This is a genomic window from Streptomyces sp. NPDC051364 (assembly GCF_040682115.1).
Lineage (GTDB): Bacteria > Actinomycetota > Actinomycetes > Streptomycetales > Streptomycetaceae > Streptomyces.
Map to the genome: position 1 here is coordinate 1 of NZ_JBFBAH010000016.1, position 22,961 is coordinate 22,961.

Annotated in this window: 22 protein-coding genes; 10 read left to right on the forward strand and 12 right to left on the reverse strand. The window is 71.8% G+C overall.

The features are described from left to right. Positions 1 to 109: 109 nt before the first annotated feature. The 4 genes from AB0M76_RS28015 to AB0M76_RS28030 form a co-directional block, all read right to left on the reverse strand. Complete coding sequence (locus tag AB0M76_RS28015) at positions 110 to 1,480, reverse strand: chloride channel protein (RefSeq protein WP_365955496.1); 1,371 nt, start codon at positions 1,478 to 1,480, stop codon at positions 110 to 112. A 58-nt stretch (positions 1,481 to 1,538) separates the two neighbouring features. Continuing rightward, a complete protein-coding gene (locus AB0M76_RS28020) occupies positions 1,539 to 1,829 on the reverse strand; it encodes an SHOCT domain-containing protein (protein ID WP_266670415.1) in 291 nt (96 codons plus the stop codon). Between the two features lie 45 nt (positions 1,830 to 1,874). Next, complete coding sequence (locus AB0M76_RS28025; protein WP_365955497.1) at positions 1,875 to 2,348, reverse strand: DUF6325 family protein; 474 nt, start codon at positions 2,346 to 2,348, stop codon at positions 1,875 to 1,877. 167 nt (positions 2,349 to 2,515) lie between these two features. Then, the gene (locus AB0M76_RS28030; RefSeq protein WP_365955498.1) at positions 2,516 to 3,208 is read right to left on the reverse strand and encodes a GAP family protein; all 693 of its coding nucleotides are present in this window, start codon (positions 3,206 to 3,208) and stop codon (positions 2,516 to 2,518) included. A 111-nt stretch (positions 3,209 to 3,319) separates the two neighbouring features. On the opposite strand from AB0M76_RS28030, the gene AB0M76_RS28035 reads away from it, so the two are divergent. The 3 genes from AB0M76_RS28035 (at position 3,320) to AB0M76_RS28045 (ending at position 7,606) form a co-directional block, all read left to right on the forward strand. After that, entirely contained in the window at positions 3,320 to 4,369 is a 1,050-nt protein-coding gene (locus AB0M76_RS28035) for a YhjD/YihY/BrkB family envelope integrity protein (RefSeq protein ID WP_365955499.1), read from the forward strand. A gap of 99 nt (positions 4,370 to 4,468) precedes the next feature. Continuing rightward, the gene (locus AB0M76_RS28040) at positions 4,469 to 5,890 is read left to right on the forward strand and encodes a DUF2252 domain-containing protein (protein ID WP_365955500.1); all 1,422 of its coding nucleotides are present in this window, start codon (positions 4,469 to 4,471) and stop codon (positions 5,888 to 5,890) included. Positions 5,891 to 5,989: 99 nt separating this feature from the next. After that, a complete protein-coding gene (locus AB0M76_RS28045) occupies positions 5,990 to 7,606 on the forward strand; it encodes an MFS transporter (protein WP_365955501.1) in 1,617 nt (538 codons plus the stop codon). A gap of 178 nt (positions 7,607 to 7,784) precedes the next feature. Here AB0M76_RS28045 and AB0M76_RS28050 read toward each other — a convergent pair whose 3' ends face one another. Continuing rightward, complete coding sequence (locus AB0M76_RS28050; RefSeq protein ID WP_365955502.1) at positions 7,785 to 9,089, reverse strand: hypothetical protein; 1,305 nt, start codon at positions 9,087 to 9,089, stop codon at positions 7,785 to 7,787. A gap of 244 nt (positions 9,090 to 9,333) precedes the next feature. On the opposite strand from AB0M76_RS28050, the gene AB0M76_RS28055 reads away from it, so the two are divergent. Beyond that, entirely contained in the window at positions 9,334 to 9,735 is a 402-nt protein-coding gene (locus AB0M76_RS28055) for an SHOCT domain-containing protein (RefSeq protein ID WP_365955503.1), read from the forward strand. Positions 9,736 to 9,810: 75 nt separating this feature from the next. Here the strand turns inward: AB0M76_RS28055 and AB0M76_RS28060 are convergent, their stop codons facing one another. Further along, entirely contained in the window at positions 9,811 to 10,770 is a 960-nt protein-coding gene (locus tag AB0M76_RS28060) for a CPBP family intramembrane glutamic endopeptidase (RefSeq protein ID WP_365955504.1), read from the reverse strand. A 248-nt stretch (positions 10,771 to 11,018) separates the two neighbouring features. Continuing rightward, the gene (locus tag AB0M76_RS28065) at positions 11,019 to 11,201 is read right to left on the reverse strand and encodes a hypothetical protein (protein ID WP_365955505.1); all 183 of its coding nucleotides are present in this window, start codon (positions 11,199 to 11,201) and stop codon (positions 11,019 to 11,021) included. A 151-nt stretch (positions 11,202 to 11,352) separates the two neighbouring features. Between AB0M76_RS28065 and AB0M76_RS28070 the strand changes: the two genes are divergently transcribed. Continuing rightward, positions 11,353 to 11,526: a hypothetical protein gene (locus tag AB0M76_RS28070; protein ID WP_365955507.1), complete on the forward strand. Its 174-nt coding sequence runs from the start codon at positions 11,353 to 11,355 to the stop codon at positions 11,524 to 11,526. 13 nt (positions 11,527 to 11,539) lie between these two features. Here the strand turns inward: AB0M76_RS28070 and AB0M76_RS28075 are convergent, their stop codons facing one another. The 5 genes from AB0M76_RS28075 to AB0M76_RS28095 form a co-directional block, all read right to left on the reverse strand. Further along, positions 11,540 to 12,703: an ATP-binding protein gene (locus tag AB0M76_RS28075; protein WP_365955508.1), complete on the reverse strand. Its 1,164-nt coding sequence runs from the start codon at positions 12,701 to 12,703 to the stop codon at positions 11,540 to 11,542. Positions 12,704 to 12,952: 249 nt separating this feature from the next. Beyond that, positions 12,953 to 13,741, reverse strand: coding sequence for an oxidoreductase (locus tag AB0M76_RS28080; protein ID WP_365955509.1), 789 nt, complete (start codon positions 13,739 to 13,741; stop codon positions 12,953 to 12,955). Between the two features lie 140 nt (positions 13,742 to 13,881). Continuing rightward, the gene (locus AB0M76_RS28085; protein WP_365955510.1) at positions 13,882 to 14,895 is read right to left on the reverse strand and encodes a TolB-like translocation protein; all 1,014 of its coding nucleotides are present in this window, start codon (positions 14,893 to 14,895) and stop codon (positions 13,882 to 13,884) included. Next, complete coding sequence (locus AB0M76_RS28090; RefSeq protein ID WP_365955511.1) at positions 14,892 to 16,244, reverse strand: MFS transporter; 1,353 nt, start codon at positions 16,242 to 16,244, stop codon at positions 14,892 to 14,894. The genes AB0M76_RS28085 and AB0M76_RS28090 overlap by 4 nt, the downstream gene beginning before the upstream one ends. A 113-nt stretch (positions 16,245 to 16,357) precedes the next feature. Beyond that, positions 16,358 to 17,230, reverse strand: a complete 873-nt coding sequence (locus AB0M76_RS28095) for a glycosyltransferase (protein WP_365955512.1) — start codon at positions 17,228 to 17,230, stop codon at positions 16,358 to 16,360. Between the two features lie 407 nt (positions 17,231 to 17,637). Here AB0M76_RS28095 and AB0M76_RS28100 point away from each other — a divergent pair, with 407 nt between their 5' ends. The 5 genes from AB0M76_RS28100 to AB0M76_RS28120 all read left to right on the forward strand — a co-directional run bounded on the left by AB0M76_RS28100 (position 17,638) and on the right by AB0M76_RS28120 (position 22,949). After that, the gene (locus AB0M76_RS28100) at positions 17,638 to 18,771 is read left to right on the forward strand and encodes a Gfo/Idh/MocA family oxidoreductase (protein WP_365955513.1); all 1,134 of its coding nucleotides are present in this window, start codon (positions 17,638 to 17,640) and stop codon (positions 18,769 to 18,771) included. A gap of 101 nt (positions 18,772 to 18,872) precedes the next feature. Continuing rightward, on the forward strand, positions 18,873 to 19,880 hold the full coding sequence (locus AB0M76_RS28105) for an NAD-dependent epimerase/dehydratase family protein (RefSeq protein WP_267001816.1): 1,008 nt from the start codon (positions 18,873 to 18,875) through the stop codon (positions 19,878 to 19,880). Beyond that, entirely contained in the window at positions 19,877 to 21,031 is a 1,155-nt protein-coding gene (locus AB0M76_RS28110; RefSeq protein WP_365955514.1) for a DegT/DnrJ/EryC1/StrS family aminotransferase, read from the forward strand. Before AB0M76_RS28105 ends, AB0M76_RS28110 begins: the two co-directional genes overlap by 4 nt. After that, a complete protein-coding gene (locus tag AB0M76_RS28115; protein WP_365955515.1) occupies positions 21,028 to 21,837 on the forward strand; it encodes an acetyltransferase in 810 nt (269 codons plus the stop codon). Before AB0M76_RS28110 ends, AB0M76_RS28115 begins: the two co-directional genes overlap by 4 nt. Next, positions 21,834 to 22,949 (forward strand): DegT/DnrJ/EryC1/StrS family aminotransferase, encoded by a 1,116-nt coding sequence (locus AB0M76_RS28120; protein ID WP_365955516.1) that lies wholly within the window; start codon positions 21,834 to 21,836, stop codon positions 22,947 to 22,949. The genes AB0M76_RS28115 and AB0M76_RS28120 overlap by 4 nt, the downstream gene beginning before the upstream one ends. Positions 22,950 to 22,961: the final 12 nt, after the last annotated feature.

Genomic DNA, 22,961 nt, shown 5'->3' on the forward strand with positions numbered 1-22,961 from the left:
TCGGCGTGCCGGCCGCAAGCGCTCGTACTGGACGTACGTGAGCTTTCGGCCGGCGTGGCGAGAGTGCGTGCCGGGCGTCGCGACGGGGCGAACGTTGCCTGACGCGGCACTAGGCGGCAGGAGCGGCCGGCCGGGATGTGCGGCCTACCGGCGGGATCTGCGGGCCGGGTGGCAGGAGCTCGGCGGTCACGAAGGCCACGACGGCGGAGAGGATCGCCACCGGGATCATCTCGGTGCTGCCCAGGACCAGGACCACGAGCACCACGCTGCTGACCGGCAGACGCAACGCGCTCACGGTGGCGGCGGCCATGCCGGCCGCCAGCCCGGCGCCGATGCCCAGGCCGGGCAGCGGCGAGCAGAGGACGCCTGCCGCGGCGCCGAGGAACAGGGACGGGAAGATGGGGCCGCCGCGCAGGCTGCCCAGGCACAGGGAGAAGGCGGCGCCCTTGCACAGGAGGACGGCGATCAGCGCGCCCACGCCCCAGGCCTGCGGATCTGCGGCCAGCTGGCCCAGCGTGGCCTGGCCCGAGGAGGCCACGTCCGCGGGAGAGCGGCCGGTGCCCAGGGCATAGGCGGCGGCGCAGACGCCTGCGGCGAACGCGCAGAGCGCCGTGACGGTCAGGGGCCGTCTGGCGACGTGGACGGCCGTCAGGCGGCCGCCGTACTGGATCAGGTGCACGCCGACGGCGATGACCACCGCGATGAGGATCGACCAGACCACGTCACCAACGTCCAGACGGGGGAACTGCGGGCCCGCCTTCAGCTTCAGATCGCCGGTCCCCAGACCGGTCCAGCGGCCGAAACCGGTGAACACGAGCGAGCCGATGCCGCTCGACAGCAGCGCGGGCAGCATGACGGCGAACAGCTGGGGCCCGCCCACGCCCACGACCTCCATGAGCAGCACCGCGCCGACCAGCGGATTGCCGAAGATGGTGGCGATCGCCGCAGCGGATCCGGCCGCGCCCAGCAGCGCGGTGCTCATCGGTGTCTCCGGAGTTCCGGTGAGGTGCCGCAGCGCGATCGCGAGTCCGCCGCCCAGCGCGATGAGTGGGGCCTCGGGGCCGAGCGTGGCGCCGAGCGGCAGGCTGAACACGGCCGCGAGGACCACTCCGGGCAGAGCTGCGGCCCCGGGACCGCCCGGGTGCAGGCCGGACGCGGGGATGTGCCCGCCCGCCCCGGGAAAACGGGTGACGATCTGCCCGACACAGAGACCCGATATGAGCAGCAGCGGCAGGGGCCACCACCACGGCGGAGTGTCGTGACCGAGGGCGTGAGGGAGGTCCGCCCACACCAGACTCTCCAGTTTCTGGAGCCCGGCGAGGAACCAGAATGCGGCCAGCGAGACCGGGATGCCGATGAGCCCGCAGAACACCAGCGTCTTGAGGTATCCGGGAGTCCGGAGCAGCTCGCCGACTTTCTGGGCCTCCGCGGGCCGCGACGGCGGCTGCGGACGCGGACTCGGCTGCGTCGGCTGCGTCATGGGGCCGTTCCTTCCCGTCCCCCGTCCCTCACCGGTGCCTCCGGTACAGGGTGCTCCGTCAGCCGAGGAGCCGACGCTTCTGCTCGGCGAATTCCTCCTCGGTCAGCACTCCCTGCTCCTTGAGGGTGCTGAGCTGCTTGAGCTGGTCGATCTTGGTGGTCATGTCGTCGGCGGCAGGGGCTGCAGCCGGGGCCGGCGGCGGGGGAGGGGGCGGTGGCGCGGCCTCGGCCTGCGGCGCCTCCTGCTGGGCCCACCGGCCGGCCTGCCGCCGGGACACCCGGTTGGACACGGCGGTGGCGGTGCCGGCGACGACGGCCGTACGGGCGACTCCGCGAAGAAGTCCGGGCATGATGCTCATCTCCAGGGGTGCGGTGAAGCAGGGCTGCGGCCGTCCTCACTCGTCGCCAGGCGGTACCTCCGTGGCCTCCAGCGAAGCGAGCAGCGCCTGCACGGGAATCCGGCCGGCTGCCACGAGCTGGGCACCTCCGCGCCGCAGTTCGCGGGCGAACGGCGCCGCCCACGTGTTTTCGTACACGATGATCCCCGCCGAGTTCCCGGGTTCCAGCGCGATGCCTGCGTCGTTGATGTCGCTCTGGTCCAGCAGGCCGGACGAGGCGCCTTCGAAGATCGAAAGGTCGACCTCGCTGCCGAGGTCGTTCAGCTCCACCGCCGTCACCGAGCCGTCCAGGTCCTTGCGGACGAAGACCAGGTCGAAGATGCGGATGATGCCGCGATCGACGAGATCGACGAGCATGGGGAGTCCCTTGCCCGTCATCCGGTTGCCCGGGAACTCGATCACGGCGTAGTCCACGGGACCCATGTCGTCGATGTCGCCGAGCCCGCCTGATTCCTCGACCTCGCTGCTCATGGCTGCTCCTGTCGCGCTGGGGGAGGGAAGACGTCGCGTCGGCCGCTGATCCGCGGGCGGTGGGCTCCGGCACGCGGTGGGCAGGAGGGACGTCGCCTAAGCCCATTCCAGCACCGCGCACGTACCTCCGCACATCCGGAAGGTCACCCGTTGAACGAGCCGATCGGTCAGCCGGTCAGTTGGTAGATGCTCTTGCCGGTCAGCCACAGGCCGAGCACCAGGCAGATGACGACGATCGCCTGCTGTGTGTGGTCCTCCAGCCAGCCGCGCAGGCGCATCAACCGGTCGTGCGCGACCTCGGGTGCGAACACGATGTACAGCTCGGCGGCCAGCAGGCTGGCGGTCGCGAGGAAACAGAAGCCGAACAGGGCCAGGTAGGTGGACGTGTGCGAAGTGTTCGCTTCGAGCACGGTCGTCGCGCCCGCCGCGACCAAGCCCCACGGCTGGACGAGCACGGCCAGGCCCGCGGCCGCCCAGACCGAGCTCGAGTCCACGCGGGAGGCTGCGCTGTCGGAGGATCCGCCGTGCGCGTCGGGGCCGAGCGGGGTGGTGGAGCCGGTCGGGGCGGTGCCCGCCTTCATGAGGCGGTGGCGATGGAGCCCGTAGAACACCAGCCCGAGTCCGATGACCAGTTTGGCCGCCACCCCTGCGATGCCGGGCGGGGAGCGCGGTGCCGGGGGCTGGCCGTCCGTCATGGTGAGTACGATCGCGATCACCGCGACGAGGCAGGCGAGCCAGGCCAGGATGAAGGCGAGGCCCTTCCACACGCCTCTGGCGGACGACACCACGAGCACGAACGCCATGATGGGCAGCGGATCGACGGTGATGGCCAGCGCGATGAGCAAGAGGTCCAGGACCATGGCGCCCCAATCGTGTGACGAGGCACGACACTACGCACGGGTCCGGGCCCCGACACCTTTTCGCGGCCATTCGGTGGACGGGCGAAGCGCGGCCGGCCGGAGCCGTTCGAGATGCCGCTCCCGGCCGTGTCCTTCAACCTGGACGCACACGAAGGAGACCGCAATGACGACGACTTGTTCACCGGCCCTGGCGTCGGCGTCGAGCCGTCCGTCTCCCGCTGCGCCGACTCCCTCCCCGGTGTGCTGATGGCCTCCGGCAGGAGCAAGCGCGCCGTCCTGCACTCCGAGTGGTGGCGTACCCGCTCGCGGCGGACGGCGGCCAAGGCCCGGCGGCTCCAGCGCCGGGCCGAGACCCGGTTTCCGGTGATCACCCACATCGCGGAGCGCATGGTGTCGGTGAACATCTTCGACTCCGCGACACGGCTCGCCGCGCAGTGCTTTCTGACCGCCGTCCCCCTGGTCTTCGTGGTCGCGTCGTTCGCCCCGGAGGGCGTACGGCAGCAGATGGCCGCATCGATCCGCGCGGTGTTCGGGCTCAACGGCGACGCGAGCGATCAGCTGTCCGCCATCTTCGGCAGCTCCGAAGCGGATCTCCAGAACGCGGTGGGCGTCGTCGGCTCCCTGATGGTGCTGCTGTCCGCGACCGCCGTGAGCCGCGCCATGCAGAGGCTGTGCAAGCGCGCGTGGGAGATTCCGCGTACCGGGGCGCGGATCGCGATCTGGCGCTGGCTCGCGTGGATCGCCGTCTGGATCTGTCTGCTGGTCGTGCAGGAACCGGTGCGCAGCGGGTTCGGCGTCGGGCTCTGGCTGGGCATCCCCCTCACGTTCGTCTTCCAGACGGTGGTGTGGTGGTGGACCCAGCACCTCCTGCTGGGTGGCCTCGTCCGCTGGCTGCCTCTGCTGCCGGGAGCGGTGATCACAGCCGGCGCCATCACGGCCCTGTCGGTCACCGCGGGCTTCTACATGCCGCGCGCTCTCAACCGGGCACTGAGCGAGTACGGTTCGGCCGGCTCGGTCTTCGTCCTGCTGTCATGGCTGATCGTGCTGTGCGTGGCCATCGCCGTCGGTCTCACCATGGGCGCCGTCCTGGCGCAGGAGCCGTACCTGGCCCGGCGGCTGGACAGTCCGGCGCCGAGCCGGCAGCGGACGGAGCAGGGCTGAGCTCCGGCGCTCCGGCCCCGCGTGGCACCGTACGGCAGCGCGGTGCCAGGGGTGCCATGCTGGGCAGCAGGGGCCCGAGTGGCCTGGAGGTCCGCAGCGATGGCAAAGCGTGCAGCAAAGACGGAGAACGGCATGCGCCGGCTGTCCGCCGAGGAGCGGGCCGAACGCGGCCGCGCTGCCCGGCGCAGGACGCCCCGCACCGGGCACGGGGAATTCGAGCCGTCCGCGCACCGGCAGGATCCCGTGGACATCCTCGAAGGGCAGTCGGCCGGCCGGGTGCCGGAGCTGGTGCCCATCCGCTACGGGCGGATGTCGGAGTCACCGTTCCGCTTCTACCGGGGCGCCGCCGCCGTCATGGCCGCCGACTTGGCCCACACCCCGGACTCCGGCCTTCGGGTCCAACTGTGCGGCGATGCCCACATGTTGAACTACGGGCTACTCGGCTCCCCGGAGCGGAATCTGCTGTTCGACGTCAACGATTTCGACGAGACGCTGCCCGGACCGTGGGAGTGGGACGTCAAGCGGCTGGCCGTGAGCCTGGCCATCGCCGGGCGGGAGAACGGGTTCACCGACATCGAGCGCGCTGAGATCGTCCAGTCCGCAGGCAGGTCCTACCGCGAGCAGATGCGCCGCTATGCCGCCATGCGCCACCTCGACGTCTGGTACGCGAGGGTCGACGCGGAGCAGCTCCAGACGCTGGGGGCGGCCGAACTGCGCTCGCGCGGCCGCAAGCGGCTGGCCGAGACACTGGCCAAAGCACGCGGGCGCGACAGCCTGCAGGCGGCCGGGAAACTCACCGAGGTGGACGCCGGGGAGCGCCGGTTCAGGTCGATGCCGCCCCTGGTCACACCGCTCACGGAGCTGCTGCCGGACAACGAGCGCAGCACGCTGGAGGAGCAGATCCGCGACATGGTCGAGCAGTACGGCCAGACCCTTCCTTCGGACCGGCGGCACCTGCTGCGGCAGTTCACCGTCGTCGACATGGCCCGCAAGGTGGTGGGCGTCGGCAGTGTGGGCACCCGGTGCTGGATCATTCTGCTCCTGGGCAGGGACGGCGACGACCCGCTGATCCTCCAGGCCAAGGAGGCCGGCGAGTCGGTCCTCGCCCCGTACGTCGGTGCAGGCGAGCATTCCATGCAGGGCGAGCGGGTGGTGGCCGGGCAGCGCCTGATGCAGGCAGCCAGCGACATCTTCCTGGGCTGGCACCGGGCGACGGGCATCGACGGCCGCGAGCGGGACTTCTACGTACGGCAGTTGCGGGACTGGAAGGGGAGCATCGAACCGGAGCTCATGGCGCCGCGCGGCATGCGGGCGTTCGGCGACGTGTGCAGCGCCACCCTGGCCCGGGCACACGCCCGGTCCGGCGACAGGATCGGCATCGCCACCTATCTCGGCAGCGGCGACGTGTTCGACCGGGCGCTGGTGCGGTTCGCGGAAACCTATGCCGACCTGAACGAGCGCGACCACCGGGCCCTGGTGGACGCGGTGGCCTCCGGCCGGGTTTCGGCGGAGTCGGCGTGAACGTCGGCGGGCGCCCCGAGCACCGCGCCTCTCTGCCAGTCGGCTGACCTGCCCGGCGAGGCGCCACGTCGCCCTCCGTGACCGTGGGAGGCTCTGGCCATGACAGCCAAGGCACCCACGGCCGGGAACGCGAAAGGCGCGAGGATCGTCCTGCTGACACTGGCGGCCGGGCAGTTCTTGATGGCCCTCGACAGCTCGGTCATGAACGTCTCGATCGCGACGGTGGCCGAGGACATCGGCACCACGGTGACCGGAATGCAGGGCGCGATCACGGCCTACACGCTGGTCATGGCGATGCTCATGATCAGCGGTGGCAAGGTCGGCGCGCTCATCGGCCGCAAGCGGGCGTTCATGATCGGTTGTGTCGTCTACGGGTGCGGATCCTTCACCACGTCAATTGCCCCGAACCTGACGGTCCTGATGCTCGGCTGGTCGTTCCTGGAGGGCGTGGGGGCGGCGCTGATCCTGCCGGCGATCGTGGCGCTGGTCGCCTCGAACTTCGATGTGGAGCGGCGGCCGGCAGCCTACGGCCTAATCGCAGCCGCGGCAGCGATCGCCATCGGGCTCGGGCCGCTCATCGGCGGTGTGGCGACCACGTTCTTCTCCTGGCGCTGGGTGTTCGCCGGGGAAGTCGTGGTTGTGCTCGTCATCCTGGTGCTCGCCCGCCGGGCAGCGGACGCGCCCCCCGACCGCAAGCCGCGCATCGACATCTTGGGCGCGGTCCTGTCCGCCCTGGGCATCGGGCTGTTCGTCTACGGTGTGCTGCGCACGAGCGAATGGGGCTGGTTCCGGCCCAAGGCCGGCGCACCGTCCTGGTTCGCCCTCTCGCCCGTCGTATGGCTGATGCTGGCCGGCCTTCTCCTCGTCTGGCTCTTCTTCCGCTGGGAGGAACGCCTCGTCGCACGCCGTACGGAACCGCTCGTGGATCCGGAGCTCCTGCGCAACCGGCAGCTCACCGGCGGCCTGACGATGTTCTTCTTCCAGTACCTCGTACAGATGGGCGTGTTCTTCGTCGTCCCGCTCTATCTGTCCGTCGCGCTGGGCCTGTCCGCCATCAAGACGGGCGTGCTGATCCTGCCGCTCTCCGTCTCCCTGCTGGCCGCCGCGATCGGGGTCCCCCGGTTCCGTCCGGACGCCTCACCGCGGCGCGTGGTGCAGAGCGGGATCATGTTGATGCTCGCCGGCGCCGTCGTCCTGCTGGTCACCCTGGACGTGGATTCCGGTGCGGCCGTCGTCACCGTCCCGATGCTGCTGATCGGCCTGGGGATGGGGGCGCTGGCCTCCCAGCTCGGGGCGGTCACCGTCTCGGCGGTCCCGGACGAGCAGAGCGCCGAGGTCGGCGGGATCCAGAACACCGTCACCAACCTCGGCGCGTCGATCGGCACCGCGCTCGCCGGGTCGATCCTCATCACGGTCCTGACCTCGTCGTTCCTCACGACCATCGGGGAGAGCCCGGCGATCCCGGCCGAGGTCAAGAGCCAGGCGAACGTCCAACTCACGGGCGGAGCGCCCTTCCTGTCGGATGCCCAGCTCACCGCCGCCCTCGACGAGGCGGGTGCGGAATCGGAGGTGACCCAGGCTGCACTCGACGCGAACGCCACCGCGCGGATCGACGGCCTGCGGGCCGCCCTCGCGATCCTCGCCCTGGCCGCACTGACGGCGCTGTTCTTCACCCCGCGCCTCCCCGAGACCCAGCCTGGATCGGCGCGCCCCTGATCCGGAAGAGAGGCCCTAAGCGGCCTCGGTGAAGTGGGGTTGCGTTTTCGTGTCGTCCGGTGCGGTGCATCGCAAGGCGGAGCGGCACGCTTGTACTGGACGTACCGGGGTGCTGCGACAACGCGGCGAGGCGCCGTGCCGGGCGGCGCGGGGACGTGCCCCACTTCCCCGAGGCCGCTTACGCGGGACGCGGCGGTTTTCCTCCGGGCGTCGCCGTGCTCTCGGCGTCCTCGGCGATGAAGTCCATCAGGGCAAGGGCGAAGAGGAGCACGAGGGCAATACCCAGGACGACCCAGCCGGTCGGATGCGGCCACAGGATGAAGGCGAGGACGGCTGCCGCCACCAGGATCCAGGTGATCCAGCTGCGGTGGCGACCGACGAACGAGCCGACCGGGCCGGTACGCAGGCCCGCCCGGTCGGCCGTGGCCCGGGTGGCCGCGATACCGGAATGCCACACCTCGCGGACCACCGTGGCATAGCGCCCCGGCCCCGAGAGCCAGGCGGCGAGCGCGAGCAACAGGCCGAGGACCACGACCGTCCGGACGGTGATGCGCAGGAGGCGGATCATCGCGTCGTAGACGGCGCCGGCGGCCGGCTGGGAGACGGTGTCGGGGAGCGCGTTGAGATAGACCGTACGGAAGACCGTCAGGGCGATGCCCAGGATGAGCGCCGCGGCGGCGAAGCCGAGGGCGGACGCGATCAGGGTGCGGCGCCGGTGGGCGGAGAGCAGGACGCCCACGGCCGCGAGGATGACCGCGAGGATCGGCAGCCACAGGCCGATGAGCTCGAGCAGCCGGAAGCCCGTCTTGACCCGGCCGATGTCGTCCGACCGGAGAACGGTGAAGTCGGTGTGGACCTCGGGGATCTTGCCGGCGACGCTGAGCCCGGCGTCCACGAGCTTGGTCTTCACCTGTTCGATGACCGGGGCGAGATCGAGGGTCACCGAGTCGTTCTTGATCTCCACGGCTCCTTCGTCGCTGCCGGTCAGGGCGCGTACGAGCGAGGTGTGGATCGTACGGTTCGCGCCGGTCCAGATCGTCTCGAAGGCCTTCGACGCGACGACGTCCTGCGCCTTCTCGTGCACGAAGCTCCGGACGGCTCCCTCGAGCCCGTCGCCCAGCTTTCCCAGTGCCTTCTGCAGCAGCGGCCGTTGGTCAGGCGCCACGTCCTCGAGCAGGGAGGCCAGGTCAATGTGCTGCATGACCGCGCCCGTGACCCGGTTCGCGACGGCCGCCTGTACGTCGGGGTCGGAGGCGAGCGGGGCCACGGTGGAGACGTAGCGGTCGGTGTCGCCCACGATGTCCGACGTCCAGGCGGCGACGATGCCCAGTGGGGCCAGGACGCAGCCGATGACGATCAGCAGCGCTGACAGGAACGCGCGCACCCGGTGGTGGGGCGGCGGGCGCTGCGCGGCCTCGCTCTCCAGTGTGGCAACCCGGGCCCGCAGTGCAGCTAGCTCGCCCTGGCTTTCGTCGTCCGGCATGACAGCCCTCCTAGGAGTCGTATGCCAGACAATCCCGGCCCGCTCGATCCGGCGAGCGGAGGTGACCCGACCGGGTGAGACCCCTCGATGCGATCCGTGGCCTGCGGTGCGGCCCCCGAGCACGGCGGTTGCGCCGTGCGGTGAGGCACCGGGGAAGCCGTACGGGGCGGCTCGACATGCGGAACGCGGTAGGCGAGCCAATACTGCTGATCGCGGGCATCGGGCCCGCCCGAAGGAGGCATCCGTGGACGACTACCCGGCACTCAGCATCTTCTGGTCCATGCTCTGGTTCTTCCTGTGGATCATGTGGCTGTTCCTGCTGTTCAAGATCATCACGGACATCTTCCGTGACCACGAAATGAGCGGCTGGGGCAAGGCGGGCTGGCTGATCTTCGTCATCGTGCTGCCCTTCCTCGGCGTACTGGTCTACGTCATCGCCCGCGGCAAGGGCATGACCCAGAGGGACGTCAAGCAGGCCAAGGACAACGAGGCCGCCCTCCAGGACTACATCCGCCAGACGGCAGGCGCCCCTTCGGCCGGCGGATCGGGCGGCGCGGACGAGCTGGCCAAGCTCGCCGAGCTGAAGGCCAAGGGCGCGCTCAGCGAAGAGGAGTTCCAGCAGGCCAAGGCGAAGCTGCTGGCCTGACGGCGCCCCGGACCGGCAGCGGCAGGTCGTCCCGGCCCCACAACGGTGTGGGGTTGCCGTCCGGTTCGAAGGCCGTCACCCGCGGCCTCGCGCATTCCCTGGAAGGTCGTGGAAGGCGAAAGGCCGGGCGGGTCCGTGGGCGCGGCTTTCTACGCCGTGCCGGGCGCTCAGTTTCGAGATCAGCAGGCAGTAGGCGGGTGCGCACACCAGCTCGAGGACGAGCGCCTGCCATGGGGCATCTGCTGCGGTTCCGGAATCGGCCAGTTGCCCCAGCGCGAGCGCAATGCCGTAGGACAGTACGTTGTTCGCCGTGTGGATCGCGATCACGGCCTCCAGCCCGCCCGTACGGATGACGAGCCAGCCCCACCACACCGCGGAGTAGAAGAGCAGCGCGAACCCCGACCATGCACCGAACCCGTGGGCGAGGGCGAAGAGCAGCGAGGCGACGACGATCCCCGGCCAGGGGGAGCGGAGAAACCCTCCGAAGAACTGAGCGAGCCAGCCTCGGAAGACGAATTCCTCGGCCGCGGCCTGGAAGGGGACCAGCACCAGGAACACCGCGAGGCCGAGCAGCAGCGGCAGCCATCCGGGGAATGCGCCGGAGAGGCTCTCCGGGCCGTCCTCGAACCAGCCCCAGAGCAGGAGAATGCCCATCTGGAGCGCTATCAGGGGGAATGCCACGCCGGCACAGCGGGCGAGCCAGCGCCAGCGCAGCCACCCCAGGACGGAAATCACCGTTCCGGCGGGCCGACGGCCACAGGCACGGACCGCCAGCAGGACAACGGGAATGCCGACCGCCAGGCCCACGAGCCCCATGGCCTCGTCCGCCAGCGGGTCGGACAGCACCCGGTCACTGCCGTCGGGGGCGAGCTTCAGGCCCAGCGCGTGGCCGATTGCGATGCCGGCCACGGTGACGGCTATGAGGCCCACCGCCAGGAGGACCGTGACGAGGAGAACCTCGCCGAGACGCCCGAGTGCGCCCTGCCGTCCGTTCCTCGCCTGCTCGTGATACTTGGAACCGGCCGGCGCGGCCACGAGGGCAGGGGGTTGAACGTACCCGGCAGGGGGAGCGGGCCAGCCCCGCGGCGGGGGCCACGGGGCTGCGCCACCGGAAGGGCCGCCGCCTTCCCATACCTGGGCGTTCGGGTCGGCGGGGCTGAGCCGGCCATCCGGATGGGGGGTGTCTGACACAGGTACGGCCCGCCTTCTTCCCGTTCGGCTGTCTGCGCACCCATTCGATCATGCGTACGCCGCGCAGTCAGCCGACGGCGGCCGGACCCCGATCAGCTGATCGGCTGCCTGGCCTCCGCGCGGACCTTGACGGTGGTCCTGGCCGGCTGCTCGAGGTCGACGGAGGCACTCGTGTGCTGCTGCGGATGGGGCGGGTACTGCTGCCCGCCGTACGGACTCGGCTGCTGCGGGGGTCCGTACGGACCGGGGGAGTGCGGGGGCGCGGGCATGCTCATGACCAAACGCTACGTCACCGTCTACGCACATCCTCGTCCGGGTTGCGGGAATTCAGGTCCTACCGGCCGGTATGGGACCGTGTTCCGCCCAGGTTTGATAGGAGTTGGCGTAACCGGTGCGCCAGTGCGTCTGAGCGGGAAGGGCACGATCATGCTGGAGTTTCCCAAGCCGCGAGCCCTGGTGTGCTCGTACTGCCAGGCCGGCCCGAAGGACGGGACGGCCCGGACCCTGTCGGCGGAGGCCGGAATGCTGACGGTCACCTGGCACACCGCATCGTGCCCGCACTACGCGGCGGACCGCATCCTCGCCGACAAGCGCTTCTGACCCGCCGCCGGCTCTACGGGGCGTCCGAGTCGGAAGTGCGGGTGCGGGTGCGGGTGCGGGTGCGGGTGTGGGTGTGGGTGGCGTTGCGGATGATGGCTGCGGCCTCGGTCGGGTTGCGGTTCAGCCAGGCCGTGAGGTGTTCGTGGACGGCCTTCTGGACGTAGGTCCTCGTCGCGGTGCTGCCCAGCCTGGTTCTGGTCGCGCCTTCGAAGCAGGGGTCGTCGAGCTTGACCGAGATGACTGCCGTCAGGCCCCTGCCGATGGCATCGCGGGTGAGGTCGTCGTCCGCCTCGGGCAGCAGTTGCTCCTGCCGTGCGTACGCGTTGAACGCCTCCGGAAGCGCGGTCCAGAAGCCCACCTCGTGGGTGCCGCCCTCATCCGTACGGATGCTGTTCGCGAAGGAGTGGATGCTCTCGCTGTCGGAGGTGTCCCACTGCAGGGCGATCTCGACGGAGATCGTGATGTCCTCGTCCTCCGCCACGAAGGCGATGACGGTGGGGTGGATCGGTTCGCCGTTGCGGGAGTTGAGGTGGCTCACGAAGTCCTGGGCGCCTTGCTCGTAGGAGTGGCGGACCGTGTGGGTCGTGTCTCGCTCGTCGGTGAGGGAGAGGGCCAGGCCCTTGTTCAGGGAGGCCAACTCCCGGAAGCGGAGCGACAGTATGGCGAACGAGAACTCCGTGGTCTCGAAGATGTCGGCGTCGGGCCAGAAGGTGATCGTGGTGCCGGTTTCGGTCGTTTCCTCGTGCCTGGCCGGCGGGGCGAGCGGGACGGCCCTCTCATACTCCTGCGTCCAGCGGAAGCCGTCGCGCCGGACCTCGACCTCGAGGCGGCTCGACAGCGCGTTGACCACGCAGATGCCTATGCTGTGAATAGTGCAGGCGCGGAGTTCGGTCAGTACGGCCTCGATACCCGGCTTTCCGCTGGGCTCTTCCACTTCCACCGGTATGCCCCGGCCGTTGTCGACCACGCGCACGCCGCCGTCGGCCGTGATCGTGACATCGATGGTGTCGCCGTGGCCTGCCAGAGCCTCCGCCAGCGCGTGGCCGACGACCTCGTAGACCATGCGGTGCAGACCGCGCTCGCCGGTCGAACCTACGTACATGCCCGGCCGCTTGCGCACGGCTGCACGGCCTTCCAGTACCTGGATGCAACTGGCGTCGTACGACGTCTCGCTCATGAAGGATCCTCTCTGGGCGATCTTGTGCGGGGACGTGTCCCATTCTATGGAAGAACGGGTGAAAGCCCAGGTCAGAAGGGGTGTGCGGGGGGTCTGGGGTGGCGTCTGCGCGGCTCCGGTGCAAGGGGTGGCCCCGGGGGATTGCGGCCGGCCCGGAGTGTCGCCACAGGCCTGCGGAAGGCCCTCGCGAGGGCGAATTCGGCTGCGCTCAGGGGGGTTTCTCCGGCGATTTCCGACGCGGCATGCCGCTCACAGCGTCGTGATGAGTCCGCCGTCGATGGTGTGGTCGGAGCCCGTGGTGTTGCCGGCCCTGTCCGAGGCCAGCAGCAGGACGAGATCGGCGACCTCCTCGGGGCGGGTGAAGCGCCCGGTGACGCTCTGGGCGGCGGCTCCCGCGACGATGTCGGCCGGTGTGCTCCCCGTACCGCCCGCGACGGTGGCGGCGACGCCCTGCTCCCCGAGCCAGAGGGCCGTCTCGACCGGGCCGGGGCTGATGGTGTTGACGCGTACGCCGTGCGGGCCGACCTCCTTGGACAGCGCCTTCGAGAAGTTGGTGAGCGCAGCCTTCGCCGCGGAGTAGTCGATCACCGCCGGGTCGGGCAGGAAGGCGTTGACCGAGCCGACGGTGACGATCGACCCCGCGCCGCGCTCGATGAGGTGCGGGAGGGCCGCCCGGGTGGTGCGGACGGCCGTGAGGAAGTTGATGGTCAGGGCCCAGATCCAGTCCTCGTCGGTCAGCGACAGGAAGCCGCCCAGCCGCGGACGCACGGCGCCGACGTTGTTGACGAGGATGTCGAGCCCGCCGAACGCCGCGACCGCTTCCCGTACTGCCTGCTCCGGTCCGTCCGGGGTCGTCAGGTCGACCGCGACGGGCCGGACCCGCCCGCCGGCGGCCAGTTCCGTCAGCGGGCCGCTCACCGTACGGGCGGCCGCGACCACCCGGGCGCCCTCGCCGGCCAGTGCCCGGGTGACCGCCAGGCCGATGCCTTTGCTCGCTCCGGTGACGACCGCCACCTTGTCCGTGAGATGCAGGTCCACGCGGTGCTCCTCGACGAGGTGCGGACCGGGTCCCGGGCGCCCGGCCCACGAGGACCGAGTCTGCACGAGCGCGGGCTCCGCGCGATCCCGACAGGGCCACGGCGTCAGGCAGGTGGCCCTCGTATCCGCGCGTACGGCCGTCAGCCGAGGCGCGTCGGGGAGGAGGCCGCCGGGGCCAGGATGCGCGGGGCGCCCGTACCGTCCGCCGGGACCGACCACAGATCGGTGGTGTCCGCCCGGCCCTCGGCAGGCAGGGCGTAGGCCAGGGTGCGGTCGTCGAGCCAGACGGCCTGGTCGTCCACGCTCCGCTTCTCCGCGAGCGGCGTCTCGCGCAGCGTCCCCAGGTCCAGTACGTGCTCGCGCCACAGCGACGCGCCGCGTGCGACGCGCTTCTTGTACGCGACCCGGGTCTCGTCCGGGGACAGGGAAGGGCACTCGACGTTCCGGGCGAGGGTGGTGACGCTGCGCCGCGAGACCGAGCCCTTCACCAGGTACGTCTGCCCGGCGGTGGCGAGAGTGGCGTAGAAGGTGTCGTCGTCCTTCGAGAAGGTGACGCCCCAGAAGTTCACGTCGCCCGAGGCGTACGGCCGGCCGTCCAGCTGGATGGAGAACTTCTCCAGGTCCGGTTCGAGCGCCCCGGTACGGGTGTCCACGATCGCGGTGCGCGTGGAGAAGAACGCGGCGCCGTACGACTCACCGGAGACGAAAACCGTCCAGGCGGCGAAGTGGCCGCTCGGCGATACCCGGGCCCGGGACGGGGTGCCCGCGAGCGGGAAGCTGCGCAGCGTGCGCAGGCCGGGGTCGACGATCAGGGCCCGGTTGTCCTGGGCGAGCGCGCCCGGGGAGGAGTTCAGGCACACGCCGGTTCCGGCGGCCGCGTGGAAGCGCTGGCAGGTGAGCCCCGACGCGGTGCGCTCGGCCTGGGGCGACTGCCCCGGGACCGAGACCAGGGCCCCGCGGTGCGGGCCCTGCGCGCCGTTGAGGAAGGCCAGCCGATCCTGGCGCCCGAGCGTGACCGGGCCCTGGGCGACCGTCGGGTCCCCCTCGTGCGTCTGCTCGGCCCGTGCGGCGGCGCGCAGCACCAGCACGGCGCCGAGGCCCCCGAGGAGCAGCACGGCCACGGCGAGTACGAGCAGCCGGCGTGAGCGGGTCATCGGGTTCCTCGGGGGCGTCGGGCCGGTTCGGGAGCGGTGTCGGGGGCCGCCGGGCGGAGTACGAAGCCGGCGACGGCTGCGCAGCAGCACAGACCGGCCGCGGCGGCGGCGAGTGCGGGGCCGGCGCCCCAGAGGGTCCAGGCAGCGCCGAAGGCGAGCGAGCAGCCGAAGCGGGCCAGCGCCTGGCTGGTCCCGACGAGGGCGATGCCGGTGGCGCGCAGTTTCGCGGGGACGGTCGCGCCGACGGCGGCGGGCAGGACCCCGTCGGTCGCGGCGTAGAACAGGCCGTGCAGTACGAGGACCAGGTAGGGGAGGGCGGGCCAGCGCGGGGCCCAGAGCAGCAGCCCGTACCCGGCCAGCAGGAGGGCGTGCCCGGCGAGGAACACGGTGCGGCGCCCGATCCGGTCGGCCAGGGCGCCGGCGGGCACGGCCAGCAGCAGGAACACCGCGGCGGTGCCCAGGGGGAGCAGCGGGAACCACTGCTCGCGGATGCCGGTGCGGTCCTGGAGCAGCAGGTAGAGGAAGGCATCGCTGACGGTGGTCAGGCCCAGCAGGGCGGCGCAGAGCGCGAGGGCGCGCAGCCGGGGCAGCCGCAGCAGCGCCACCGCCTCCCGCAGGTTCACCGCGGCGGGCTTCGGGGCGTCCGGCTCCGGAGCCGTGGGCCTCGGAGAGGTGCCGGAGTCCGGCCCGGTCGGGCCGAGGCCCGCGCCCGACGGGACGAACAGCATGAGTACGACCACGCCGAGTACGGCGACGCACGCGCTGACGCCGAAGACGGCGTCGTAGCCGCCCACCGCCATGTTCAGGATGAAGAAGGCGGCGAGTGGGCCGAGCAGGGCCCCGGTGGTGTCCATGGCGCGGTGGACGCCGAACGCGCGGCCCTGTAACTCGGCCGGTGTGGAAAGGGAGATCAGCGCATCGCGCGGGGCGGTGCGCAGACCCTTGCCGGTGCGCTCCAGGGCGAGCACCACGCCCACCGGACCGAGGCTGTGGGCGAGCAGCAGCAGTGGTTTGCACAGGGCGGACAGGCCGTATCCGATGCCGGCGATCAGCTTGTGGTTGCGGACCCGGTCGGCGAGGTGGCCGCCGGTCAGCTGCACCAGCGCGCTCACCCCGTTGTAGACGCCGTCGAGCGCGCCGAAGCCGAGCGGGCTCAGCCCCAGTCCGGCGACCAGGTACAGGGGCAGCACTGCGGTGACCATCTCGGAGGAGACGTCGGTGATCAGGCTGACCGTGCCCAGCGCGAGGACGGCCGAGGCGACTGCGGGGGCCCGGACGGGCCCGCCGTCCGGTGTGGTCTCCGGTGCGGTCTTCGCGCCGGCGGACGCGGAGCGGTCCGCGAGGTACATGCTCTCGAGCTCCCGGTGCCGACGGTCTGAGTCACTCGTTCGTGCGAGTGAAACCCTAGTGGTTGTACGGGCCAACTGGGCGGTGTACGGCCTGATTCGGCTCGGTGGGCAGCTCAGCCCTGCCGGCTGCTCTCGTCGCGCAGCCAGGTGGAGAAGTCCCCGGTCCGGATGGCCTTGCGGGCCCCCCGGCGGGCGGCGAGGGCCGCCACGACGAACACCACGACCCCGGGGAGCAGACTCGGCCTGTCCCGGAGCAGGGCGCGCAGGTCGCCCGTACCGGTGCGCGCGGACGGCGCATGCGCCCCCTCCGGGCTCCCGGCCGCCTCCGCCGCCTGGAAGCGTTCCAGCTCGGCGGACGAGGTGGCTGCCCTGACGCGCCGCCTGATCAAGTCACCCCAGGTGCGCGGCGGATGCACCGCGACCCGGGCCGCCTCGACCACGCGCCGCTCCTCCGGCGCGAACGCGAGGGAGGCCGCCAGGTCGTCGGCCATCAGCGGGGGCAGGGCGGCGATCCGCGCGTGCCCCGGCTCGGACACCGCGATGACGCCGCGCCCGAACAGCCCCTCGCGGACGGCCGGCAGCCGCTGCCAGACCCGGTAGTACGCCCGGACCGGCCAGGCGCAGCCGGAGAGGGGGATGTCGCGGCCGGGGGCCGCGGCGAGGAGGTCCGGACTGGCGGCGAGGGCGAGGGCCAGCGCCCGTACGCCGGCCGCTCCGAACTCGACGTCGGCGTCCACGTACAGGCGGGGGAAACCCCGCGCGTGCTCGTCCCCGATCCGAAGTGCCGTGTGCTTGGAGGGAGTCGGTATCTCCACCACCCGGACGCGGGGGCCCCGCGCACCCGCCACCGCGGCGGTGTCGTCCGTACAGCCGTTGCACACCACGACGATGTCGGGCCCGGAGGCCGGGGTGTCGGCCAGGAGCGCGTCGAGGAGCCGGCCGATGACCCGGCCCTCGTTGTGGGCCGGGATCACGATGCTGGTCACCCCGGAAGTATGCACGCTCGAACAGCCGATCCGACCGTTTCCTCCAACTCTCCACGGGGGTAGGCCCGGTGGTCTAGATTGAGCGCAGCCGACCGGATTCGGCGTGCTTCGGCGACGCTGAAATCCAACCGGAGCAGGGCAGTTGGGGAAATGCGGGTTCGGCGGCTTGGGGGAACAGGCCGCCTGCCCGTGGCCGGACCGGCGAGGGGTGCCGGGCGGCCGGGGGGCGGAAAGTACGTCGCAACACGTAGGGCATCGGTCGTGGGGGGCCATCACCGTTCGGCAGTCACGCACGGGTCGCGCATGCGCCCGGCGCCGGCCGTCGGCGGCACCCCCTTCCTTCGCACGCGTCCCGGCCATGGGCTGTCGATACGCCCTCGGGCGTGCGCCGAAGGAAAGGGAACGCTGTGAAGGAATCCGAGAAGGAATCGGCGAAGGAATCCGAGAAGGACGCTGCGACGGGTGCGGGGCGCGCCGCGATCGCAGGTGCGTGGCCGGCCAAGCCGTTAGGCGTCGCCGTCATCGGAGCGGGCTACTGGGGCCCCAATCTGGTCCGCAACTTCCAGTCCAGTCCGGGGTTCCGGCTCCGCTGGCTCTGCGATCTGGACGTCGACCGGGCCCGGAAGGTGCTCGGCGGCTACTCCACGGTCCAGGCGACCTCCGACTATGCGGCCGTCCTTGCCGACCCGGCCGTCGACGCGGTCGCCGTGGCCACCCCGGCCGGCACCCACCTCGACGTCGCACTGGCCGCCCTGCGCGCCGGCAAGCACGTCCTCGTGGAGAAGCCCCTCGCCGCCACGTACGAGGACGGCCTGAAGCTGGTGACCGAGGCCGAGGAACGCGGCCTCACCCTCATGTGCGACCACACCTACTGCTACACCCCGGCGGTGGCCCGCATCCGGGACATGGTCCGCTCCGGCGAACTCGGCGAGATCCAGTTCGTCGACTCGGTCAGGATCAACCTGGGGCTCGTCCAGAAGGACATCGACGTCCTGTGGGACCTGGCCCCCCACGACCTTTCGGTCCTCGACTTCATCCTCCCGGAGAACATCCGGCCCGTCGCCGTCGCCGCCCACGGGGCGGACCCGATCGGCGCCGGCCAGTCCTGCGTGGCCTATCTGACGCTCACGCTCAACACCGGCGCCATCGCCCACGTACACGTCAACTGGCTGTCCCCGGTGAAGGTCCGCACGACGATGGTCAGCGGCTCGAAGCGCACCCTGGTGTGGGACGACCTCAACCCCACGCAGCGCGTCGCGGTCTTCGACCGCGGCGTGGACATGACCCATCCGCAGGAGATCGGCGCGGAAGAGCGCCGCGACATGCTCGTCTCCTACCGGACCGGAGACATGGTGGCGCCCGCGCTCGTCGAGAAGGAGGCCCTGCGCAGCATGGTCGAGGAGTTCGCCGCTGCGATCAGGACGCGGCGGCCGGCGCTGACCGACGGCTGGGCGGGCCTGCAAGTGCTCGACATCCTGGAAGCGGCCTCCCGGAGCCTGGAGTTCCGCGGCGCGGTCGTCGGACTGCGCACCGGGCGCTGACCGTTGGCGGGACCCTCCACGGGACCGCACGCGCACGCGGCCGCGCGCACCGCGGCGGGCGCAGCAGGAAACACGATGACCGACTCAGTAGGGGCAGGGCGTTGAGCAGCGTACGAGGCAAGAGGATTCTGGTCACCGGCGGGGCGGGCACGATCGGCTCGCACGTGGTCGACCTGCTGGTGGACAACGGGGCGCGCGAGATCGTGGTGCTCGACAACTTCGTGCGGGGGCGCACCGCCAACCTGGCCCGCGCCCTGCAGAGCGGCGTGGTGGAGGTCGTCGACGGCGACATCCGTGACACGACCACCGTACGCAAGGCGACCGAGGGCGCCGACCTGGTGTTCCACCTGGCCGCCATCCGGATCACCCAGTGCGCGGAGGAGCCGCGGCTGGCGAACGAGGTGCTGGTCGACGGCACGTTCAACGTGCTGGAGGCCGCGGTCGCCGCCGGGGTGGGCAAGGTGATCGCCTCGTCGTCGGCCTCGGTGTACGGGCTGGCGGAGGCCTTCCCGACCACCGAGCGCCACCACCCGTACAACAACGACACCTTCTACGGGGCGGCGAAGGCCTTCAACGAGGGGGTGCTGCGCAGCTTCCACGCCATGTACGGGCTGGACTACATCGCGCTGCGCTACTTCAACGTGTACGGGCCCCGGATGGACATCCACGGGCTGTACACCGAGGTACTGATCCGCTGGATGGAGCGGATCACCGCGGGCGAGCCGCCGCTGATCCTCGGCGACGGCACCCAGACCATGGACTTCGCCGACGTCAGGGACATAGCGCGGGCCAACCTGCTGGCCGCCGAATCGGACCTGACCGACGAGGTGTTCAACGTCGCGAGCGGGTCCGAGACCAGCCTGCGCGACCTGGCCCTCGGGCTGCTGGAGGCCATGGGCGCGGAGGGGATGGTCCCGGAGCACGGACCGGCCCGCGCCGTGAACGGGGTCACCCGGCGCCTCGCGGACACCTCGCAGGCCTCGGGGCGCCTCGGCTTCACCGCCGAGATCGACATGCGCCGCGGGCTGCGGGACCTGGTGGACTGGTGGCGGGCCGAACGCGCGGCGGACGCGGCCGCGCAGCCGGCGGCCGGGGAGGCCGGCCGATGAGCGCCCAGGACCCGGCCCCCGCCCGCATCCCCGTCATGGTCCCCTGGCTCGGCGAGGAGGAGGCGCAGGCCGCCGCCGACGCCGTGCTCTCCGGCTGGGTCGCCCAGGGCCCCCGGGTCGCCGAGTTCGAGCGGGCCTTCGCCGAGCGGGTGGGCGCGGAGCACGGCATCGCCGTGAGCTCGTGCACCACCGCCCTGCACCTGGCGCTGATCGCGCTGGAACTAGGGCCGGGCGACGAGGTGGTCGTGCCCTCGCTGTCCTTCATCGCCACCGCCAACGCGGTGCGCTACGTGGGCGCCCACCCGGTGTTCGCGGACGTCGAGGAGGCCACGGGCAACCTGACCCCCGCCACCGTGGACGCCGTACGCACCCCGCGGACCAGGGCAGTGCTCGCCGTTCACCAGGGCGGGGTGCCGGCCGACGTGCACGCCCTGCGCGCGGCCTGCGCCGACTGGGGCATCCCGCTCGTGGAGGACGCCGCCTGCGGCATCGGCGCGACCGTGGGCGGCAAGTCGGTCGGCCACGGCGCACTCCTCGCCGCATGGTCCTTCCACCCCCGCAAGGTGATCACCACCGGCGAGGGCGGCATGGTGACCACGGACGACGCCCAGTGGGCGGAGCGGCTGCGCCGGCTGCGCGAACACGGCATGAGCGTGTCCGCGGCGCAGCGGCACGCCAGCAGCAAGCCGATCGCCGAGAGCTATCTGGAGGTCGGCTACAACTACCGGATGACCGACATCCAGGCCGCGGTCGGCCTGGTGCAGCTCGGCAAGCTGGACGCGATCGTGGCCCGCCGCCGTGAACTGGGCGCCCGGTATGGGAAGTTGCTCGCCAGAATCCCCGGCCTGCGCCCGGTCCGGGACCCCGGGCACGGCGAGGGCAACTTCCAGTCGTACTGGGTGCTGCTGGCCGAGGACTTCCCGGTCGGCCGGGACGAGCTGCTCGCGGTGCTGGCCGGGGCCGGGGTCTCGGCCCGGCGCGGGATCACGGCCTCGCACCTGGAACCGGCGTACGCCGGGCACGATGCGGCGCCGCTGCCGGTGACCGAGCGGATCAGCCGCGACTCGCTGATCCTGCCGCTGTTCCACACCATGACGGAGGACCAGCAGGACCGGGTGGTGGCGGTGCTGCGCGAACAGGCCGGCGGATGACCGCCCCAACCGGCCCGATCACCCAGGCGCTCCTCATCGTCGGCGCGGGCGGATTCGCCCGGGAGACCGCCCAGGCCGTACGGGACGCGGTCGCCGCCGACCGGGAGCGCGGCCGCGCCCCGCGGTGGCGGCTCGCCGGGCACCTGGACGACGACCCGGCCCTGCACGGCCGGGACGTCGACGGCGTGCCGGTGCTGGGCGGCAGCGAGCTGGTGCACCAGCGCCGGGACGCCCGGGTCGTGGTCTGCGTGGGCAGTCCGCGCGACCACGCGGTACGGGCCCGCCTGGTGCGGCGCCTGGCGCTGTCCGAGAGCCGGTACGCGACCGTGGTCCACCCCACGGCCGCCGTCTCGGAGTCCTCGGTGCTCGGCGCGGGCTCGGTGCTGCTCGCCCACTGCGTGCTGACCGCGGCCGTACGCGTGGGCGCGCACGTGGCGGTGATGCCGCACGCGGTGCTCACCCACGACGACACGGTCGGGGACTTCGCGACGCTCGCCTCCGGGGTCCGCCTCGGCGGCGGGGTCCGGCTGGGGCGGGGGGCGTACGTGGGCGCGGGCGCCCTCGTACGGGAGAACATCACGGTCGGCGCCTGGTCGCTGACCGGTATGGGAAGCACGGTCCTGGCCGATGTGCCGCCCGGCGAGGTGTGGGCCGGAAGCCCGGCCCGCCGGCTGCGCGAGGCGGGAGGCCCGGCGCTCGACGAGCTGCGGGCCGACGGCGAGGAGACCGGCCTGGGGCCGGAGACACGGATGAGGCCCGAGACACGCATGAGGCCGGAAACGCGAAGGGGGAGCACAGTCGGATGAACCAGATACCGCTCGTGGACCTGAAGGCGGCGCACGCCGAGGTCGCGCAGGAATTACGCGCAGGATTCGACCGGGTGCTGGCCGACACCGCCTTCATCGGCGGTGAGGAGGTCCGCGCCTTCGAGCGCGAGTACGCCGCCTTCGCCGGGGTCGGCCACTGCGTCGGCGTGGCCAACGGCACCGACGCGCTGGAACTCGCCCTGCGCGCAAGCGGGGTGGGCGTCGGAGACGAGGTGGTGCTGCCCGCCAACACGTTCATCGCCACCGCCGGCGCCGTCGCCCGGATCGGCGCTCGTCCGGTCCTGGTGGACTGCCTCCCCGACACCCTGCTGATGGACCCGCAGGCCGCGCTGGACGCGGTCGGCAAGGCCACGCGCGCCGTGGTCCCGGTCCACCTGTACGGCCAGTGCGCCCCCGCGGCGGAGCTGGCCGCGCAACTGCCCTCGTACGCCAAGGTCGTCGAGGACGCCGCGCAGAGCCAGGGTGCCACCCGCAACGGCCGCTCCCCGGGCGGCGGCGGGATCGCCGCGACCAGCTTCTACCCGGGCAAGAATCTGGGCGCGTACGGCGACGCGGGCGCGGTGGTCACCGACGACGAGGAGAAGGCCGACCTCGTACGGGCCCTCGCCAACCACGGCGGCATCGCCAAGTACCGGCACGACGTGGCCGGGTTCAACAGCAGGCTGGACGGGCTGCAGGCCGTGGTCCTGCGGGCCAAGCTGGCCCGCCTCGCCGACGGCAACGCGGCCCGCCGCGCAGCCGCCGCCCGCTACGACGATCTGCTGGGCGGCCTGGCGGCCGCCGGACGCCTGACCCTGCCGGTCACCGCGGACGGCAACGTCCACGTGTGGCACCTGTACGTCGTCCGGGTCAGCGGTGCGGACCGCGGCGCGGTCGTCGGCAAGCTCAACGCGGAGGGTATCGGCGCCGGCGTGCACTACCCGGCCCCGGTCCACCTCACCCCGGCCTTCGGCCACCTCGGACACGGCCGCGGGGACTTCCCCCACGCCGAGCAGGCCGCGGACCGGATGCTCTCCCTCCCGCTCTTCCCGCAGATCACCGCCGCCCAACAGCAGCGGGTCGTGGACGCGCTCACCGACGCGCTGCGCTGACGCCCTGCGCCG

Bases quoted from the DNA above. Each gene is read 5' to 3' on its own strand.
- AB0M76_RS28015 (WP_365955496.1), bottom strand. From the start codon at position 1,480: ATGACGCAGCCGACGCAGCCGAGTCCGCGTCCGCAGCCGCCGTCGCGG.
- AB0M76_RS28020 (WP_266670415.1), bottom strand. From the start codon at position 1,829: ATGCCCGGACTTCTTCGCGGAGTCGCCCGTACGGCCGTCGTCGCCGGC.
- AB0M76_RS28025 (WP_365955497.1), bottom strand. From the start codon at position 2,348: ATGAGCAGCGAGGTCGAGGAATCAGGCGGGCTCGGCGACATCGACGAC.
- AB0M76_RS28030 (WP_365955498.1), bottom strand. From the start codon at position 3,208: ATGGTCCTGGACCTCTTGCTCATCGCGCTGGCCATCACCGTCGATCCG.
- AB0M76_RS28035 (WP_365955499.1), top strand. From the start codon at position 3,320: ATGCCGCTCCCGGCCGTGTCCTTCAACCTGGACGCACACGAAGGAGAC.
- AB0M76_RS28040 (WP_365955500.1), top strand. From the start codon at position 4,469: ATGGCAAAGCGTGCAGCAAAGACGGAGAACGGCATGCGCCGGCTGTCC.
- AB0M76_RS28045 (WP_365955501.1), top strand. From the start codon at position 5,990: ATGACAGCCAAGGCACCCACGGCCGGGAACGCGAAAGGCGCGAGGATC.
- AB0M76_RS28050 (WP_365955502.1), bottom strand. From the start codon at position 9,089: ATGCCGGACGACGAAAGCCAGGGCGAGCTAGCTGCACTGCGGGCCCGG.
- AB0M76_RS28065 (WP_365955505.1), bottom strand. From the start codon at position 11,201: ATGAGCATGCCCGCGCCCCCGCACTCCCCCGGTCCGTACGGACCCCCG.
- AB0M76_RS28070 (WP_365955507.1), top strand. From the start codon at position 11,353: ATGCTGGAGTTTCCCAAGCCGCGAGCCCTGGTGTGCTCGTACTGCCAG.
- AB0M76_RS28075 (WP_365955508.1), bottom strand. From the start codon at position 12,703: ATGAGCGAGACGTCGTACGACGCCAGTTGCATCCAGGTACTGGAAGGC.
- AB0M76_RS28085 (WP_365955510.1), bottom strand. From the start codon at position 14,895: ATGACCCGCTCACGCCGGCTGCTCGTACTCGCCGTGGCCGTGCTGCTC.
- AB0M76_RS28090 (WP_365955511.1), bottom strand. From the start codon at position 16,244: ATGTACCTCGCGGACCGCTCCGCGTCCGCCGGCGCGAAGACCGCACCG.
- AB0M76_RS28110 (WP_365955514.1), top strand. From the start codon at position 19,877: ATGAGCGCCCAGGACCCGGCCCCCGCCCGCATCCCCGTCATGGTCCCC.
- AB0M76_RS28115 (WP_365955515.1), top strand. From the start codon at position 21,028: ATGACCGCCCCAACCGGCCCGATCACCCAGGCGCTCCTCATCGTCGGC.
- AB0M76_RS28120 (WP_365955516.1), top strand. From the start codon at position 21,834: ATGAACCAGATACCGCTCGTGGACCTGAAGGCGGCGCACGCCGAGGTC.